At 52.6% G+C, this 18181-nt stretch carries 14 protein-coding genes and 1 pseudogene; 13 read left to right on the top strand and 2 right to left on the bottom strand.

What is annotated here, in order from left to right; all coding sequences use genetic code 11:
- Position 1: 1 nt before the first annotated feature.
- The 11 genes and pseudogenes from ACUUL3_RS07175 to ACUUL3_RS07125 all read left to right on the top strand — a co-directional run bounded on the left by ACUUL3_RS07175 (position 2) and on the right by ACUUL3_RS07125 (position 10723).
- Positions 2-2548: a relaxase/mobilization nuclease domain-containing protein gene (locus tag ACUUL3_RS07175; protein WP_448555912.1), complete on the top strand. Its 2547-nt coding sequence runs from the start codon at positions 2-4 to the stop codon at positions 2546-2548.
- Positions 2549-2863: 315 nt separating this feature from the next.
- Complete coding sequence (locus ACUUL3_RS07170) at positions 2864-3784, top strand: hypothetical protein (RefSeq protein ID WP_448555910.1); 921 nt, start codon at positions 2864-2866, stop codon at positions 3782-3784.
- Positions 3781-4368, top strand: a complete 588-nt coding sequence (locus ACUUL3_RS07165; RefSeq protein WP_448555908.1) for a hypothetical protein — start codon at positions 3781-3783, stop codon at positions 4366-4368. Before ACUUL3_RS07170 ends, ACUUL3_RS07165 begins: the two co-directional genes overlap by 4 nt.
- Positions 4365-4670, top strand: coding sequence for a hypothetical protein (locus tag ACUUL3_RS07160; RefSeq protein WP_448555906.1), 306 nt, complete (start codon positions 4365-4367; stop codon positions 4668-4670). The genes ACUUL3_RS07165 and ACUUL3_RS07160 overlap by 4 nt, the downstream gene beginning before the upstream one ends.
- The gene (locus ACUUL3_RS07155; protein WP_448555904.1) at positions 4667-5836 is read left to right on the top strand and encodes a hypothetical protein; all 1170 of its coding nucleotides are present in this window, start codon (positions 4667-4669) and stop codon (positions 5834-5836) included. The genes ACUUL3_RS07160 and ACUUL3_RS07155 overlap by 4 nt, the downstream gene beginning before the upstream one ends.
- Before the next feature lie 25 nt (positions 5837-5861).
- Positions 5862-5999, top strand: a complete 138-nt coding sequence (locus ACUUL3_RS07150) for a hypothetical protein (protein WP_448555902.1) — start codon at positions 5862-5864, stop codon at positions 5997-5999.
- A 311-nt stretch (positions 6000-6310) separates the two neighbouring features.
- Positions 6311-6910 carry a TnsA endonuclease N-terminal domain-containing protein gene (locus tag ACUUL3_RS07145; protein WP_448554718.1) on the top strand — a complete coding sequence of 200 codons (600 nt, stop codon included), beginning with the start codon at positions 6311-6313 and terminating at the stop codon, positions 6908-6910.
- Positions 6897-8822: a Mu transposase C-terminal domain-containing protein gene (locus ACUUL3_RS07140; RefSeq protein WP_448554719.1), complete on the top strand. Its 1926-nt coding sequence runs from the start codon at positions 6897-6899 to the stop codon at positions 8820-8822. The genes ACUUL3_RS07145 and ACUUL3_RS07140 overlap by 14 nt, the downstream gene beginning before the upstream one ends.
- Positions 8809-9717, top strand: coding sequence for a TniB family NTP-binding protein (locus ACUUL3_RS07135; RefSeq protein WP_448554721.1), 909 nt, complete (start codon positions 8809-8811; stop codon positions 9715-9717). The genes ACUUL3_RS07140 and ACUUL3_RS07135 overlap by 14 nt, the downstream gene beginning before the upstream one ends.
- Before the next feature lie 40 nt (positions 9718-9757).
- Positions 9758-10186, top strand: a pseudogene (locus ACUUL3_RS07130) (TniQ family protein); the annotation flags it as partial.
- Positions 10187-10339: 153 nt separating this feature from the next.
- Positions 10340-10723 (top strand): hypothetical protein, encoded by a 384-nt coding sequence (locus tag ACUUL3_RS07125; RefSeq protein ID WP_448556517.1) that lies wholly within the window; start codon positions 10340-10342, stop codon positions 10721-10723.
- Here ACUUL3_RS07125 and ACUUL3_RS07120 read toward each other — a convergent pair.
- Positions 10720-11661: a WYL domain-containing protein gene (locus ACUUL3_RS07120; RefSeq protein WP_448554723.1), complete on the bottom strand. Its 942-nt coding sequence runs from the start codon at positions 11659-11661 to the stop codon at positions 10720-10722. The two genes, ACUUL3_RS07125 and ACUUL3_RS07120, sit on opposite strands and share 4 nt — an antisense overlap.
- Positions 11662-11784: 123 nt before the next feature.
- On the opposite strand from ACUUL3_RS07120, the gene ACUUL3_RS07115 reads away from it, so the two are divergent.
- Both ACUUL3_RS07115 and ACUUL3_RS07110 read left to right on the top strand, forming a co-directional pair.
- On the top strand, positions 11785-14859 hold the full coding sequence (locus ACUUL3_RS07115) for an HsdM family class I SAM-dependent methyltransferase (RefSeq protein WP_448554725.1): 3075 nt from the start codon (positions 11785-11787) through the stop codon (positions 14857-14859).
- Complete coding sequence (locus ACUUL3_RS07110) at positions 14856-15524, top strand: hypothetical protein (RefSeq protein ID WP_448554727.1); 669 nt, start codon at positions 14856-14858, stop codon at positions 15522-15524. Before ACUUL3_RS07115 ends, ACUUL3_RS07110 begins: the two co-directional genes overlap by 4 nt.
- 2 nt (positions 15525-15526) lie before the next feature.
- Here the strand turns inward: ACUUL3_RS07110 and ACUUL3_RS07105 are convergent, their stop codons facing one another.
- The gene (locus ACUUL3_RS07105) at positions 15527-18049 is read right to left on the bottom strand and encodes a DEAD/DEAH box helicase (protein ID WP_448554729.1); all 2523 of its coding nucleotides are present in this window, start codon (positions 18047-18049) and stop codon (positions 15527-15529) included.
- Positions 18050-18181: the final 132 nt, after the last annotated feature.

Below are 18181 nucleotides of genomic sequence, written 5' to 3'. Positions count from 1 at the left end.
CGTGAAAGGCAAAATAACAAAAGGGAATGGGTTCCGGGGGGCACTGGAATACGTGCTGGGGCCCGGCGAGGAAAATCACCCGGGCCGAGCTGTCCCGGTCGAGGGGGCCGGGAATGTCCTGGGTACTGACCCCCGCGACCTGGCCCGCCAGTTTTCCGCCTCGCGGAGGCTGCGCCCGGAGATCAAAAATCCGGTCTACCATGTGAGCTTGTCCTTGCCGCCAGGGGAAAAACTAAGCGACGCAAAATGGGCGGAAGTCAGCCGGGACTATCTCTCCCGCATGGGCTTGGATCCAGATCGGCACCAGTGGTTTTGCTGCCGCCACACCGACCAGGAGCATGACCATATCCACTTGATTGTCTCCCGCATAGCCCTGGACGGGAAGGTCTGGCACGACCAGTACGGCATCCGCCAATCCATCCGGATCTGCCAGGAGCTGGAAAAGGAGCACAATCTCAAACTCACCGCCGGCGCCGAAGGCGGCGAGAAAAAAAGTCTCAGCAAAGGCGAGCTTGGCCAGTACCGGCGCACCGGCAAGGTGCCGGATCGCCTCATTTTGCAGAAAAAAATAGGGACCGTCCGGAAGGACTGCCCGGATTTTGCCACCTTCGTTTCCCGATGCCAAAAAAGTGGCATCGAGGTGCTGCCAGCCGGCAAATCCGGCCAGGTCGGCGGTATCTCTTTCCGGCTCGCCGGCGGTGATGCCTTCTCAGGCAGCAGCCTCGGCAAAGCATACAAATGGCAGAGGATTGCGGAGGATGTGCATTTTGATGCAACGAAAGACGCCGAGCTGGTTGCCCGGCTACGTGAGAAGGCCGTAGCCTCCGAAGTGGCTGGCTCATTCTCCTCGGCGGGGCCGGCACCGACAGAGGCGCCTGAAATCTACCGAGCGCGTGGGCAAATCGACCCCTGGAAAGAACGAGATCGATATTTTGTCCAGTTGGAAAACGGATCCTGGGCGCACCGCCGGAACCCAGAGCGAGTGGCGTTCCGGATGGAAGGCCAGCAAATCCACGTCCTGGCCAGGCAGGATTTGGCCATACGAGCGGCGCTGCTCACCGCCTCGGAGACCTTCGGTCAATCCCTGAAAATCCAGGGCGAGGAGGAGTTTTGCCGCAAGGCCTGGCTGGCCGGATCCAAGATGGGCTTGGATATCCAGGGGTATCAGCCATCTGCCGAGGACCTAGTCGAGCTTCAGTCCTGGCGAGAAAAACATGGCATGCCGGGCATGCCGGATTCGATCGGCCCGGCTGCCTCCCCTCAAAATCAAATACAACCCGGTTACACGGTGCCATCCAAAAAGGAGGAAACAGCACATGAGCATGATTCAGAAAATGGAGGAGGAGATCGAACCTCAGAACCACTGGCAGCAGGAAACGCCGCCCTCTCCCCAGCTCCTGACGGTGGAGCAGGGGGAAGAGATCTTGCGGCTGATGCGGGCACAGCTGCAGCAGGTGACGCAGGAGACAGCGGCAATGTTGAAACCACTGTTCCGCTTGCCTCAGCAGATCAAGGCGCTGGAACAGCAGATCCTGAACCAGAATCAGCAAATTGCGACCCTGGAGCAGGAGTTTGCAGGAATGGGCAGGGCACTCTGGAAGCACCTGCAGCAGCATCAGCAGAAGCCGGCACAGAGGGCATCGACGTCTTTGCTTCATCTGCTGCTTCCCGGCCTCGTGAGGAGCAAAAAATGATATCTACCGAAAATCAAGAGGTGACACCAAAGCATATAATGCCTGTCGAGCAAACCCCAGAAGACAAGGCAAGGGAATGGATAGAGAAAATCGCACGGAAACGCTCCCTGACCCCGGTACAGTTCGGCGCGATTGCCCATACGGATGTGGGGTACAAGCTGCATGACCTTGCCCCTGAGGCGATCCGCACTCAGGTGCGTGAGCAACTCCGTGATCTATACAACGAGCACCGCAAGGAGATGCATAAGGAAATAAATCAGCAGTGGGGCTGGAGGCTGGATCCGGAGGCTTGCCACGCAAGATGCCTGAAGGAAAAACACGGGGAGCGGCGAGCGGAGCTGGCCAAAGAGAAAAAACAAGCCCTGAACCGGCTTGCGTCTTTCAAACGGCAGGTGGCGGAGACTGAGAAGCAGCAGGAAATGCTCGCTTTTTGGCAATTCGGTCAGCGGGAAAAGCTCGGTCAGGATATCGCAAGGCTCAAGGAGTTGGGCGGAAAAGAGGCTCATCGGCTGGAGGAGATCGAGCAAGAGATCAAGGCCCTGAAAGTCACCCCCTCTGAAATAGAGGCATTTGCAGAGAAGGCCGAGCGGCAGGAGAAGATGGAGCACCAGCAGCTTGACAGAAACACCGACAATCAGATCCGCCGGGCAGATCCAGAGGTGCGCCAGCAAGAGCAGAAGGCAAAAGAAAAGGCCTTGGCCGAGCAGCAAGAGCGGGAGAGGCAGGAAAGAGAGGCAGAAGAGCGTCGGGTCCAGGAAGAGGCCCGAGCCGAAGAAGAACGGCTCAAAGAGGCAGAAGAGCGCCGGGCGGCAGGCAGGGCCAAGAAAGAAAACTCTGCGCCTCGGCCCACTTAATCCCAATAACACGCAGGGGGAGCCGGGGAGGTCAGGCCCTCCCCGCCCCCTGGCCCCCCGACCCCTCCGGGATTTTGGAGCAGTGGCCGGACAGGGCGGCAGAGGTCGCGCCAGGCTTTGCCTGTCACGCCCACTGCTCCCTCGCCCTGCCGGAAGCAAGTCAGTACCGATCTGGCAGCCTGTGAACTGCAGCGGAAGCCGGCTAAGCCGGGATCTGTATCTTTTCACCCCCTCCCCCTTAGGGGTGAGGGAAGGGGGTGAAAAGATGTTTTTCCATAGGGGAAGAACCACAAAAAAACAAAAAAGGAGAAAATCATGAAGCAGGAATGGATGGAAAAAATTGAGGAAAAAGGAAATTACGACGGAAGGGAGGAGTGTGGCGGCAATTGGCGGGGACACATGGGGCAGGCGGCGGCTGACAATGAATGGATCTGCCTCGCGCGGGCATACTGCTCTCCGTTTTGGGGTGCAAACGTGGAAAAGTTGGATGTTCGCCCCTGCAAAAATGGGGTGAGAATTAGTCTGATTCCCGAAGTTGAAACAGACGAATGCGTCCAAAAAAAGTTTTTTCGGGCAGGGTTTGAAGAAGTAGCAAACTTCCTGGCTGGCCTGAATGACGCAGAATTTATGGGTGGGCCGACGCACATCTACCACCATTTTCTTTTTCCGGAACTCTCCCGCCGGGAAAAGATACCCTGTGGCGTACAAGCCCCTCCCCCCTCACGGGGGGAGGGGAACCACACAAATTCTGCGAACAGAATGGAGGGAAAAATGGAAAAGTCAAAATTCAAGGAAAATCTCTGCTTCTTTGCCTGGCCGGCGGTAATGAGTGGGTACATTATCGCCGCTTCGGCGGGCCTCAATTTCCTTATCAGAGTTGTGTCTGGCCGCGAGGCAAGCCCTATCTACTATTTTTTCTGGATGGTGGGAGGGGTGGCTCTGAGCTGGGCTGGTTGGCGTGGCTGGAAAAGGGCCAAGCAGTTGGATCTACTCGATCCGAAATCTGAGTTTCTGGGCTTGCCCCTAGTTTCGCTTCTGGGGAGAAAAAACTTTTACCAGTTTTCGATGGTCTTCAGCTGCTTGCTTTTTTCCTTCGGCTGGATGCGCCCTGGCGGGCCTGGTCCGGTAATTTCGCTACTGGCGGCTTGCTTGGTGGCTGTCTTTACCCGCAAATACCTGGTGGCGAAAGCGGAGTTGGAGTTCGCACGCGCAAAAGAGGAGGGGTTGGCAGCATGAAAAAAATCATCAAAATTTCCGCAATGATAGTTCTTCTCGGCAGTTCCCCGACGCTGGCCCTGGCTGCCGACTGCGAATCGGTCAGACCTGACCTGATGGCCCGGGCTCAGCAGATGGCGCAAAATGCACGGGACAGGGAAATTAAAGAATTTTCCGAGGCTTCGGCGGCAACCTTGGAGGGTGGCGGAACCACCACGGGACAGCCGGGCAGGCCAGGCGCGGCAAATGCCTCAAGCTCCAATTGCCTGGAAAAGTACAAGGACGTGAAGGTCGCCGGTATGTTGGGCATCCCATCCGTTAGCGATCTGGCAAAGCAAGCCCTGGACCGTGTTTCTCAGGCGGCCTGCACGTCGATCGATTCGGTCTACAACCAGGCGGCAGGAAACATGCGGCAAGGCGTTATGCTGCCGGGCAACATCGGCGGAGCGCAGGTCGGCTTGCCGGGATCAAATCAGCTTGGGGTCTACCAGCCCAACACGGTCAGCACGCCGGCTGCGGACGTGACCGTGAAAAAGTCATCAGGCGGGGCCATTCAGGATTCAATCAGCGAAATACCAGGCTACATTAAGGGGATCTTTAAATGAAAAAGACAATCTGTTTAGTAGTGACAATGGCGATTTTGGGGTTGGCATGGCAGGCGCAGGCTGCCGAGGAAGCGAAAAAGGAAAAAATGAACCTGGTGATCACCGGCCCCGGCGGCTGGGAAGAAAGTTGCGAATGTGAGTGTTTCCCCGAAACGGGACCGACGGAGGTTTGGACATTCTTTAAGAAAGAAACCTCGCAAACCTGCAACTGCAAATGCGTCGTTTATGGGGGGACGGATCCGGCCTGCCGGGCGGCGAGTCCCAAGGAAAAAATGTTTACCTTCACGAGGCCCGCGAAATGAAAAATACGAAAAAATATGCGGCATACTTGGCGTTGCTTGCCGTGCTGGCCCCTGCGAATGGCGCCATGGCCGGGTGTTGTGGAGAAGTGGCCGCGATCAACGCAGCCGCAGGGAATATTGTGGGGGCAATAGAAAATTCCCAAAGGAGTCTAAAAGAAGCCATTGCCACCAGCGCCGATGCCGTCAAAGGTGAGGCCACCCGGGTTGCCGGCGACGTGGCAGACAATCGTGACAAAAAGCGGGTAGCTCTGGCCGGGGCAGAGAGCGCTGCCCGGGCACGACAAGATTACGGGATCCTGCCGCCAAATCCCTGTGATTCGGTGTCCACCGCCTCGATGGCCGGAGCAGTCGCCAGAAGCGCGTCAAGGACAGCTGCAATTGAGCATGCCGGATTTCGCTGGCGGGGGCTGAATACCAGTTCCCCGGTCTCGGCCACTTATACGACGTACTCCCGGCACCGGGAAAAGTATTGCAGCCCCGTTGATGTGGAACAGAAACGCTGTTCCGCCGTGTCGGCCATGCAGGATGCTGACATTGATCCGCGATCTGTTACGCATGGCGCCGGCCTGCCGGGCAACCAGAGCTATGTATTCAATCAACAACAGACAGAGGCGGCAAGGGCGTATTCTAGCAACGTCGTGCAACCGCAACCTCGGCCGGTTTTACCTGGCAACCTGGAGAACACCGATCAAGGCCGGGCTTATGAAGCAATGCGGCTTTCAGAGCAGGCAAAGCTTGGTCTCGCCGCTTCGGCCTTCGCCGAAGCCATGGCCTGGCGGGCGCCGGCTGAAGCTGATGGAGTACCGCTGGCAGATCACATCCGTAACATCTGGGCAAAGATGGGAGGGGTAACTGTGCCGAAGGCTGTTGATGATGCAATCAAATCCGGCCAGGCAAGTTACTTCTTGCTTCAGCAAGCGGAAGTGGATCGGCGGGCCAACAATCCTGAATGGTATTCCCAGATGCTGGCCGCTTCGCCAGCTGCCGTAAATAGGGAAACCGCCTTCATGCTGGCCCGGCTGATCGAAATGCAGCACCGGCAGGAATTGCGGCAGGAGCGACAGGAGATGCTTCTTGCCGGCATACTGACTGAACTCGTGAAAGCCAATGGTGGCCAGATTGATGCCCAATACCGGACAGCAACCAGTGTTCCGCCCAAAAAATAGTCAAGAATCCAAAGGAGAGAGAATCATGGAAATGAAGCACTTTGAAGAAATGAAGGTTGAAATTTTTAATGACCCGGCCAAAAACGCCGATTTTTTGGACTGGCTCATCTTGGCAGTTCTTTTTCCCCTCTCGTTGGGTTTACCGCCTATGGGTCGGATTTAAGACAGATATCACGCCATTGAGAAACCGCATACACAAAGGGAAAACCATTGTCAATTCCATAAGTTGCCGAGACTGTCATAATGGATGATTTATCCCTTGGAAATCCAGCAGTGATCGCAATTCAACTTACCTGACTATTTTTAGCATTCTTTGAGCGTATGCACAAAGAAATATGGGATTGTGATAAAAGATAGTGGGACAGGCTTGCATTTAATACGAAATAGTGAGACAAATTTACTATTGAGGAAAAGTGTATGCCTGTCCGAAAGATACCAAAAAACTTCAGGTCCGTTACCGGTTTTTTCCCGAGCGTGAAGAACGGCCGGAGCGTTGCCTTTGAATCTCGGCTGGAAAGGGATTTCTTCCTCCTGCTCGAATTCGACCCTGCCGTTGCCACATATGAAGAACAGCCCCTCGTCCTGGAAGGGAAACTGGCCGGGAAAAAGCTTAAATACACTCCGGACTGTTTGATCACCTATCGCCATCGTAGTCCTCTCCAAACCATCGTTGAAGTCAAATACCGAAAGGACCTGGAAGAAAACAAGGAAGACTTGCTCCCCAGGTTCGACCTGGCCAAGTCGTATGCGGAAGAAAACGGCTTGGCGTTCAAAGTCATGACCGATGAGGATATCCGCGGCAATTTTCTTGATAACTGCAAATTCATCTACGGCTTCAACCGCCAGCCCACGGACTTCGGCCTCCACGCGGAGAAGATTATTCGGGCGGTTCAGGGCGTCGGCGGGATCAGCCTGGTCGATCTGCTGCAGCACTGCGCGAAGGACAGAGCCGAACAGCCAGTCCTTGTGCCTGTAGTCTGGCATCTCTGTTTCAAGGGCCGCCTCGCGTTGTCGGATGTCGAGCGGCCCATAGACAACTCTACAATTCTGAAGGTGGTGGATGGGCGTCCATGATTTGAAAAAAGGCGGCAGACTTATGGTCGGCGGTGAGCCCTATGAAATTATGGGGCCGTATGATTTGCAGAGCGTGACGATCAAGAATGTCGGCACGGGCGAAGTCAAGATTGTCGCAGTGGCGGACTTGGGGGAGATACTGAAAAACGGTGACGGGACGTCGCTGCCTCCGCCCGATGAAATGTCGGATGAGAATCTGGCTGTGGCCAGGAAGCGCTTCGAGATAATCGCCCCGGTACTCGGAGAAGGGCGTACCAGGAAGCAGGTGGAGCAAAGAGCCTCGGTATATAGGGTGGGCGCCTCGACCATCTATCGCTGGATCAAACGCTACCTTGCGACCCAGCAATTGAGTGCCCTATCTCCCTCCTTCGACCTGCGAGGCGGGAAGGGGAAGTCACGGCTCGATCCTGCGGCGGAAGCCATCGTGCAGAAGGTTATCGAGGACTGTTACCTGACGAGACAACGCAAAGATGGCACTGAGATATGTCGCGAAGTTGCCATGCGCTGCAAGTCGGCAGGCGTTCGGGTTCCCCACGCAAATACTATCAGGAACAGGATCACTGCGCTGCCCGATAAAGAAGTCGTCAAGCGGCGTGAGGGCAGCAGGAAAAGCTCAAGGATTTTCAGTAGCGTGGAGGGGACGTTCCCCGACGGGAAATACCCCCTTGACGCCATCCAGATCGACCACACCATTCTAGATATCATGCTGGTCGATGAAGTTCACAGGAAGCCGATAGGGCGTCCATATATTACTCTTGCCATGGATGTGTCTTCTCGATTCGTTTACGGGTTCTACCTCTCCTTGGACCGTCCGGGGTTCTTTGCCGTCGGCCAGGCCCTGGCGATGGGTATACTTCCAAAAGACCCACTCCTGAAAAGGCTGGGTGTCGATGGAGCCTGGGAGATATTCGGGCTCCCGAAGGCGATTTTCGCCGACAACGCTGGTGAATTCCGGGGGGAGGATATCAAAGCCTTCTGCGAGGAGTACGGGATCGAGATTGCCTGGAGGCCTGTGGCTCGTCCTCAATTCGGCGGCCACATAGAGCGACTGGTCGGGAACCTCAACAATGCGATCCACAATCTGCCCGGCACAACTTTTTCCAATGTTACGGCCCGGGGCGATTACAACTCCGACAAGGAGGCAGTGTTCACGTTCGCCGAACTGGAGAAATGGATTGTGCATTATCTGGTCGACGTCTATCACAACAAGGATCATTCCACCTTGGGGATGTCCCCCCGCAAGAAATATGAAGAAATGATCCTGGGAACCGAGTCCGTACCCGGGATCGGACTCCCTTCAGTCGTTGACGACGAGGAACGCCTCCGGGTCTCCTTGCTTCCCTCCTTTCGCAGAAGGATCAACAGAGAGGGCGTGGTCAGTGATGGCATACACTATTTCCACGACGTGCTCAGGAGGTATATAAGCCAGTCTGGCCAAAAAACGAGCAAGGACAAATTCACCTTCCGGCAGGACCCACGGGATATCAGCAGAGTTTATTTTTATGATCCCGGGTTGCGTCAGTATTACACGATTCCTTACAGGAACCTCGGCTATCCGCCCATGTCGATTTGGGAGCTGCGTGAAGTGCGCCGCAATCTCCGTGATAAAGGGTTGGGGAAGCCAAACGAGCATCAGATATTTCAGGCCCATGAGAACTTGAAAAAACTTGAATTGGAGGCGGCGGCCAAGACCAAACTGGCCAGGCGCGGCGGTGAGGCCAAGAAGCAGCGAAAGGCAAGCCTGACAGATGAAAGAGACCATGCCGAAACCCTCAAAAAAGAGGGGAAGGTCTCGCGCGGGGCCGTGGCCGAGTCTATGGATGCCAAATTGGACGAGCTGTTTGCCAACGTCAAACCGTTCCAGGGAATCGAGGTCTTGCGGGACCAAAAGAGGAAATATGAAGACTACTGATAAAACTCATCTCGACAACCTTCTCCCTGAGGCGCGGGGGATCGTCGGAAAAAGCGATAGGGAGAGGATTGAGTATATCGAAAGCGACAAGTGGATTCCCTATCCGCGAGCCAATCAGATCCTCGAAAAGATGGATGCGCTCATGAGGGCGCCCAATAGGTCGAGAATGCCCAATTTGCTTGTCGTCGGGGACAGCAATAATGGGAAAACGAGCGTCGTCAAGACGTTCTGCCGCAACCATCCTCCCACCGATGGCCTTCTAGGGGACGCATATCCGGTGGTCTATGTCCAGGCGCCCCCTGTTCCGGATGAGCGAAGATTCTATGATGAAATATTCTCCGTCCTGATGGTGCCGTTCCGCCACAGGGATGCGCCGTCTCAGAAACTGGACGACATCAAATACTACTTTGAGAAGATCGGAACCCGGATACTCATCGTCGATGAGATCCACAACGTACTTAGCGGGTCTATGATCAAGCAGCGCGCTTTCATGAACGCCCTGAAGAATCTTGGGAACAAGATGATGATCCCGATCGTGCTTGTCGGGACCAAGGATGCTCTCGTGGCCACCAGCACCGACATGCAGATCAGCAGCAGGTTCAAGCCGATCCGCCTGCCCCTGTGGAAGCTGGATATGGAGTATGCCCAAATGTTGGCCAGCATCGAGCAGACGTTGCCGCTCAAAAGGCCGTCCAACCTTGCATCCAAGGAGCTTGCGCCTGAGATCCATCGGCTTTCCGAGGGACAGATAGGGGAAATCGTCAGTGTTGTCTCCGAAGCCGCGGTAATGGCCATCAAGAACGGTTCGGAACGAATAACCATGAAGGAGATCAAGGCCTGCGAGTTCATCCTTCCTTCCCAGCGGAGGACGCTGGCCGAATTGGAAGTTGTCTAGGATCGTCTACAAAATCCGGCAGAGGAAATACGCCGAGGCCGTGTTTCCGATCAAAGTCCGGCCTCAAGACGATGAATTGCTCAGTTCCTGGCTCATTCGGGTTGCTCTTGCGCACCGGACGATGCCTACCACCTTTACCAATCTTTATCTCCCCGAAACCAGAAACAAGCTTTGGGCCTCAGACCTGGATCTTCATGCGGACAGGCCTCTTCTGGAGAACTTGTCCCGTAAGAGTGCCCTTTCGGTGGAAGAACTCCATGGTATGACCCTGCGGAGCTATGAAAGCATGCTGTTTGAGCGTTTGTACGCGAAAAGCGGGGGAACACCCTTTGTCCTGCCTTTGCGGATGCGAGGGCGATATCCAAAGAGCCATGGTCTGCGGTTTTGCCCGTACTGCTTGCGGGAAGATAGGGGACCGTATTTCAGGAAGAAATGGCGGCTGTCATTCTCAACTGTCTGCCTGACGCATGAATGTTTTCTGCTCGATGAATGTGGTCGTTGCGGTGCGCCGGTAAGTCTTTACAAGGGATGTAGGCAGGGACATTCTTCGAGATGTAGCAGATGCGGGTACGACTTGAGGCGGTGCAATTCCTTCAAAAGGTTGCCAGCTCGAGGAGAGGGAATGGAGGCTATCCGGTGGCTTTATGGGATCGTTGACTCTGGTTACGTCATGCTGGATGGGGTGCCAGTATACTCGTTTCTTTTTTTTAGGGTGTTGCGCCACTTTTGGAAGGTGGTTTGCGTTTGGGGAAGGGATATCGGGTTTTTTGGGGCCGAGGGGAACCCTTTTATTGGTGATGTGATGAAATGTTGGGACAAGGCGCCGATAGAAGCACAGTATTTTGCTTATGCCGGGTTAGGGCGACTATTTCAAGCATATCCGTCAGAGGTTATAGCTTTTTGTGTGGAGAACGGGATTGGAAAAACTGAGCTGGCAAGAGATATGAGGGATGTGCCGTTTTGGTATGCGGAAGTTTATTCGCTGGCTTTGACGAAGAGTAACTAGTCGGCAGGGAATATATACTTCGCGATAATTGATTGATCTCTAACGACGATTCGCTGAGTGGAAAAAGCGCGTCGAGTAGTTTGTTCTCTCCTATCCTCATCAAGTCTGTAGCGATAGAGGAAATAAGGAATTAGGCAACGCCGCAAGGTCACGGGCCACACATATCCATTTGGTCTTTTTTTCATACCATATTCTTTGGCAATAACCCCTTGTTGGGATATCGAGAGATCGGGATTCGGGACGATTTCGATCATTTCAGTTTCCAGCCAATCTGCATCTTCGCCAGCATCATCGGGTAGTGGAATATCGCCAGAGGAAGCAGAACTAATCCGCACAAGAACAAGATCAACGTATGCCTTCCGTTTAGCGTCGTAGGCGCGCACGTGCCAGCGGTAGCCTGCCCACGCCAAGGCGTGCGGCCAGACAGTGCGTGTTGTGACACTTGGAGCAGAAAACGATTGATATTTGATTTGGCACCCACACTGCCCGTGAATGGCTGCAAGTATTTCCTGTAATACCTCGCGGCCCACTTGGCCTTGCGGTTCTCCCAGCACCTCGCACGCCACAGGCGAGCCCATCTCGGTCATAATAATCGGCGAAGGGTTGTGCGTATAGAGTTTGAGAAGTGCGAGATATTCCTCTGGGCGTCCGGTGGAGAATCTCGCTTGGAATTTTTTGCGGGGTCGGTATGTGCGCCTAGAAATATCGTACCAGATATTGTCGGGGAAATAATGCTGGTAGTCCCGCACTTCGCGGGTGAAGTGGTTCGGGGTTACTCTGAATTGGGCGCACACATCCTGCCGATTGACTTGTCCCTCCCATAACAGCCGAGCTTCAAAAAAACGTAGTCGTTGTTGTTGGGCGTAACTCAGCGATGCCGGCCAGTCAGATTTGGCTGGCTGATCGACTCGCCGGCTTTTAGTTATGTTGGTGGTCATATTGGGTGTCCGTGCTAATCATGACGAGTATATTGCTCGTCATGATTACAATAAATATATTGATTTTGTCAATTATTATGATAATGTTTAACAAAAGTCAACAGAAGAGAAAGGTGTGTTCCTGTGACCCACTCAACAACAACAGACTGGCTCAACGCTCTGGGGTACTCTGGCTCCCCGGAAGGCCTTTATCATCGTGGCACTCCTGTGCCAGCTACTCATGCTTATCGCGGTGAGATCGAAGAGCTCTTTGGTTCTACAGGGATCATTCATGCAGCCGCAGTTTTCGATGTGGATGGGGTTCCTACGATCTGTTTCATTGAGGATGATGGTCGTTTCGCGCAGGATCCGGATGCACTTGATCGCATCCGGGAGAAAATCTGGAATCAAAATTTAATTTCCATCGTCCTGGTGGTGCGCGAAGGCGATGCCTTGGCTGTGCCAGTCAATCGGCGCGACTTTGTTGGCGAAGAACTTTTACGGGGGCAGGCTCATGAGGCAGGTCCTTATTCCCTCCGCGATGTTCAATCAGGTGGTGCATTTCGTCGTCACCCCGACTGGTTTACGGCTGAATCCCGCGTGGATTGTGTCTTGTTGCGCAATCTCTCTCTTATTGTTCTGGATCTTGAGAGATATGGCCTCAAAAAGGTGGATGCCCAATACCTTGTGGCGCAGGTTTTGTTCGTCTCCTACCTTGAGCACCGGGAAATCATCGGAGAAACATATCGCACCAAACATGTGCTTGGTTGTCTCAAAGATCTGGTGGCTGCGAGAGATCGTCCCGGTATCGCACGGTTGTTCTCGCAGCTTAAACGAGATTTTAACGGTGACTTTCTCGAGCCGGGGACTAAAGGTTCGGTGTTGTGGAAGACGCTTCCCGACGAGGCACTCGTTCGGCTGAATGAATTTCTAAGTCGTATGGATTTAGAGTCGGGTCAGCGGAGTCTATGGCATTACGATTTTCGCTATATTCCAGTTGAGCTCATCTCCGGTATTTATGAGACTTTTTTGTCGGAAGAAAAGCGGGATGTCGGTGCTTATTACACCCCCCGCCATCTTGCAAATCTGGTCGTCGACCAAGCGTTTGCTGGCTCTCCAGATATTCTCGGGGAACGTATCTATGATGGCGCATGCGGGTCTGGAATTCTTCTGACAACGGCATATCGTAGGATGCTTGCCTACGCCGAGGCTCAAAATAAGCATCCCCTTCCGTTTCGGGACCGTCGCAAACTCTTGGAAGAGCATATCTTTGGCTCTGATATTAATGTTTCGGCCTGTCGCGTCACCGCTTTCAGTCTTTATTTGTCGATCCTGGAAGGGTTGCAACCGGCGGATATTGCAGAACTACAAGATAATGAAAATGTCAAACTGCCGTCCTTGCGCGAGAAGAATATTTCGGGAGGACCAGATGTCGGTGATTTCTTTTCTGAAAAGAATCCCCATGCTTGCGCAGGAAGATTCACGATTTTCCTGTCAAATCCACCATGGGTTGAGCCTAAAAAAGGCGAATTTCTCAGCAGCGACCAATGGGCCAAGGATAAAGGCATCCAGATTCCTCGCCGACAAATGGCAAGTGCGTTTATGCTGCGGGCGCGTGATAGTCTCGCACAAGGCGGCCGCGTATGTTTGATTTTGCCTGCCAGTGTTGTGGCAGCTCCGACCAGCGCTGCTTTTTTCAAGACTTGGCTGGATAACTACCAGCTTGAAACACTCATTAATTTCGGAGATCTGCGGAAACTGCTGTTTAGTACAGCAAAACAACCTTGTGTCGTAGCGATCGCTACGCCTCGGCCCGAACCTTTGCTTGGGAAAATTCCAAGGACGGAAACTTTTGAGTATTGGGTGCCGAAGGCTGATATCAGCTTCGCGTTCGGTCGTCTTACCCTCCACGGCTCTGATCGACATTTTTTATCAACCTGGACCGTCCGCCAGAACAACGAACTGCTGACAACGCTTTTCTGGGGAACGGGGCGCGATGTTTCTACCATTGCCAGCCTCCGTTTACAGGGCACACTTGGCAATTTTATTGACAGTAACGAATCGTGGCTCACGCGCAAGGGTTTCCATAAGCACGACAAATCCATTCTTGATCCTGTCTCATCCCATCCGCTACAAGAACTGCCATACCTCGATGCCAAGCGTTTTGTCGTCGATGGACCTGTGTTCGATCAACGGTTACTGTCGGCTTTTCCTGACAATATCGAGACAGTCGCTCGCTTACCCGAGGACCTTTTGGAGATTTTTGAAGGGCCGAAGATCGTTTTTACAGACGGGATTACAAGCCACCGGAGCATTCGGGCGGCGTTTTCTAGGAGGGCTTTTTCTTTCAGTAGCAGTATCGGTGTTATTGCTGGCCCGAAAAAGGATGAGGCCCTTTTGCAGTTCGTGGCAGCTTACTTGCATTCGAGTCTCGCACAGTATGTGCTACTCCTTACAGCCTATCAGATCAATTTTGAGCGGGAGCGCGTCACTCTCGGTGATATTAGGCAACTACCGTTCATTCATCCTGATCGGCATGCCAATCCTACTCGTGCCTGGAGCATCGTCGGTGAAGTTGCAGAACACATGCGCACGCTTGATGAATGCAATAATTTTTTTCTTCGGCAATATGATTCCCGTATATTAGAGCCATTAATTTTTGAATACTTCAATCTGAATTCCACGCAACAGGCGCGAGTGCGCGAGGCCGCAGGCAAGATTGCCCCGAATCTTCAACCCAGTTCGATAGTGGGCTTGGAGACCCCATTGCAAAAAAGGCCGAATCGATCCCATCTCAATGAATACGCCCAAGCGCTCCACGCCGAAATCCATGCATGGCGGAAAGCCAGAGGCGGTCTTGGCGACGTCACAGTGGCGATCAGCGTTAATTCAAGTAAGATTTGTGGGCCTTTAGGTGTGGTGCGGGTGGACCCTGCGATGAAAAAACAAAAAGGTGATTCTGGAATTATTCACGCGACTGCAAATGATCAAGCAGTCAATCATCTATTGCAGCACTTAACGGAACAACAGTTGCTACCGCTAGAAATTCAGAACAATCTGTATCTGGCCACGGATGTGGTGATTCGCACGGGGAATACGATATATTTGGTAAAGCCGCTTATCACTCGTTTTTGGTTGAGCTCCGAGGCATATCGCGATGCGGAGCGTATAGTCCGCCACGTACTTTTGACCAAGCCAGAAGTGGAGGCGAACCGGTGAGCCAGCGGTATTCTTGGGAAGAGTTGTTTCCGGCCGAAGAAACAAAAAGCGCCGCACTGTTTCTAGTAACAACGTGGAATCGGATCGCGCAAGCACAGCCCATCAAGGTTCGATATGCAGAGGATGAGCCAAAACTTACGGAAAAGCTGTGTTATTACCTCGTGCTGTTTAGTGCGGATTCTGGGTTAACCGGGGCTTGGGTTAATGAAGCACAGAATGTTCTTTTATCGGAAGAAGGTGAGTTGCTTGATCGGATCAAAAAAGATATCACATATTTCTCCAACGCATCAGAAAAACGGTTGGAACTGATTTTTGAATTTAAAAAGTTTTCGCGTTCATCACTTGCCGAATATCGTGGGAAAAACGGCATGTGTCGTTTCGTTGATGGCAATTATGCCATTAATAGGCCTCTTGCGGTTATGGTGGGGATTCTCAATGGTAAGGATAATGCTGCAATAGACGCATTGTGTAATTCTCTGTCGAAAGAAAAGATGCGTATCAAGCTCATGATGGTAGAAGACAGCAATGATCGGTGTATTCGTCGACCTTCCGAGGCAATTCCAACGATTGCTGAGTTTGATACGGAGCACCTGCGCCCCTTAGAAAAAGCGGCGCAGAACGGCACTACAACGCTTGCTCACATATTTTTGACGTGTGGAAACTGAACTTATCGTTTCAGGCTCTTGGGCTTCTTTGTGTAATCACTCAATATATCTGTAACTGAAAGCTTGTGTGAATTTATTAGTTTTTGGATATGTGCCGCAGATATATCTCTGAAGTTGAGAGACTCAAATGACTTGAAAAAATCCTTTATCGATTTAACGAACCGCTTGAGTTCACTTGCTTTCATCACTTCTACGTCATGGGTGAATGCCGCTGCACTTGACACAGCATGCGCGGGATGAATAATTATCCGTTTTGCTTTTAAACCTGGATAGTGTTTCTCAAACCAAGCACTCGAACGATTCATCTGCTCGGCTTCCCGTTTGTTGATTTCTGCGCGGGAGACTGTTACTTCGTTTTTACATTCCCATACGATGTAGTGCGTATCGTCTAGCGCCCAGAGGTTGTCCGGGCCTTCCTTCCATTCCTTGTCCGGCCGCTCTCCAGCAAACCCTAGTGCGCGGCTGACTTCGTCTAGGGCCTGCTCGAACCGGTCTGCCTTAGTGCCGAAGACAAGCCTTCCGAGAATATCGGAGAGATTCACATCGAGCTGGCTGTAGTTCTCAAACTCGCCGACCCATGCAGCGATTCTATCGACCCGTCCTTGACTCACTACGGTTAGTTTTGCAACGGTAATACCCGAGGCTGGTCTCAAAAGCAAACGGTTACCCTTATGTGCAGCAATCTGCAAACGCTCAGACTCGGTTCGGTTAGATTGGTAGTGGTAACGAGCCATTTCCTGTAGATACCATGCTCTATCTTCCGGATGGACTGCACCGCTGTCGAGAAGGCTTTGGAGTTTCTCGCTGGCACTGGGATAGTCACCAGTGCTGTATGCCTGCTCCGCTTCGAGTTCAGCAGCATATGCTCGCAAAATGCGCTCGTTAGCACCGGCAGGTTTGACTTTCGCCATTTGTTCAATGTAGAAAGCTTTCCAGTCCTCGTCGCGAGTTAGGCACTGGCGGATCAAGCCGTTAAACGCTGCGGATGGCTCCTGCCCTTCTTCTATTTCCTGTTGTGCCATTTCCGCAAGCTCCAGTCCGATTTCAATCTGGGCTGACATTTGTGGTGATAGATATTTCCGGGATTCCTTGTCCCGAAGCAGTCGAGTGATATCCGTGCCGATGATCACCACAACGGAGTAATCTTTTTCTCCACGAACACTTCGCCCCATTCCTTGTTCGACTGTGCGGATAGTACGTACAAGAGTCGCTTCGCTGTTTGGTCGACAAGATTCTTGGTAAAGATCGATAAGACTTTCAGAAAAAGGCTTCCTGTCAAAAATCAGGATGCGGCAAGTGTCGTCTGGAAGATCAATGCCATCGTACCGATTCGCAAGAACTACGGTTTTTTCGTAGTTACCTTTGCGAAGATCCTCTATGACTTCAGATACGGTTTCTTTACCGGCAACCACCGCCCCGTACGCTTCCCAATCTTTCGTTTTTGAGAAGCTAGGCGCTAGCGCCACAAGGCCGTATTGCCTCTTGGAATTTGAAGGGCCGAAGCCCTTGACAATTCTATCCCGGTCAAGTTCCTCATGGATTAGTGAGGGCAGCAAAACCATTTTTTCGCCGGACCAGCTTTCTTTAGCGTAGGTGATTGGCTTGGTTATTGTTTCAGGTGCGAGTTGTAATCCTTTCACGAGGAAGGCATCATCGGTGACGGTAGCAGACATGAATATTCTGTTAGGCGCCTTCCAGTAACTCCCAAATGCAGAAAGGGGAGGGATATAAGGTTCGATCTCGATAGCCACACCTGAAATTACGCATTGGCAGAGTCCAAGCATGTCCTTCAATAAGGGCCAAGCGTACTTGATTGAAGCTCGATCTGTATTGGCGGAAAGAACGCTGGCAATATCAGTTTCGCGTTGAACCCAGGCCCAATAGGGTACTGGTAGCAGGGTGTCACGCTTGCCGTTGCAGATATCTGCATAAGTCCCAACGCCTTGTTGTTCAAGGTCTTCGGCAAAGAGGGTTTTCAAGCTGTCGTAAGCTGGTTCAGTGCTGGGAATACGAATGCGACATGCTTCACGAATCGTATCGGCACACGCGTGAGCGTCGTCCATCAGTAGCGTGCCCACGTTGAATGATTGCCGATGAAGTTTAAAGCGTGTAAGTCCGTTGAATAGCTTTTGTACCGATGTGACAAGAATTTTTTCACCATTCAAAAAGTCTTCAGGGAGGTCCGGGTCGGCCATGCATGTCGAAATGCCGAACTGTTTTGCCTGTTCGCATGTTTGGGCGATGAGGAAATTGTCGGGACACAGGTAGAGTGCAGGACCTTTTGAATTGTTCAGCTTCGATTGGAGCATGAGCAGGCCGATCAACGTTTTTCCTTGGCCCGTGTGCAATTTCACAATAGTGTCGCGGGATGCTTGATGATGAGAAAACCATTCTGTGAGGACGGACAGTTGAGCAGGCCGTAACGGACCTTTGTCATGAGCGCGATCAAGAGTGTCGTAAAGCTTTACAGGATCGGTTGGTTTTTCAGCCTTTTTTCCTGCCAATCGTTTTTTGAAATTGACCACGTTGCGTTCTCCGTGCGTTACTTGTACAAAAGAGCCAAAATTCGAGGGTGTCTCCGAAGGTTAGGCAATTTGTGCAATGCCAGTTCAGTTAGCTACAAGGATGAAGGTGCCCGATCGTATTAGTCCGGTAAA

The organism is Thiovibrio sp. JS02 (genome assembly GCF_053485635.1).
Note: the sequence above shows the minus strand (reverse complement) of the source record. Positions and strands in the feature narration are given on the sequence as shown.

Bases quoted from the DNA above. Each gene is read 5' to 3' on its own strand.
- ACUUL3_RS07170 (WP_448555910.1), top strand. From the start codon at position 2,864: ATGAAGCAGGAATGGATGGAAAAAATTGAGGAAAAAGGAAATTACGAC.
- ACUUL3_RS07165 (WP_448555908.1), top strand. From the start codon at position 3,781: ATGAAAAAAATCATCAAAATTTCCGCAATGATAGTTCTTCTCGGCAGT.
- ACUUL3_RS07160 (WP_448555906.1), top strand. From the start codon at position 4,365: ATGAAAAAGACAATCTGTTTAGTAGTGACAATGGCGATTTTGGGGTTG.
- ACUUL3_RS07155 (WP_448555904.1), top strand. From the start codon at position 4,667: ATGAAAAATACGAAAAAATATGCGGCATACTTGGCGTTGCTTGCCGTG.
- ACUUL3_RS07150 (WP_448555902.1), top strand. From the start codon at position 5,862: ATGGAAATGAAGCACTTTGAAGAAATGAAGGTTGAAATTTTTAATGAC.
- ACUUL3_RS07140 (WP_448554719.1), top strand. From the start codon at position 6,897: ATGGGCGTCCATGATTTGAAAAAAGGCGGCAGACTTATGGTCGGCGGT.
- ACUUL3_RS07135 (WP_448554721.1), top strand. From the start codon at position 8,809: ATGAAGACTACTGATAAAACTCATCTCGACAACCTTCTCCCTGAGGCG.
- ACUUL3_RS07125 (WP_448556517.1), top strand. From the start codon at position 10,340: ATGGAGGCTATCCGGTGGCTTTATGGGATCGTTGACTCTGGTTACGTC.
- ACUUL3_RS07120 (WP_448554723.1), bottom strand. From the start codon at position 11,661: ATGACCACCAACATAACTAAAAGCCGGCGAGTCGATCAGCCAGCCAAA.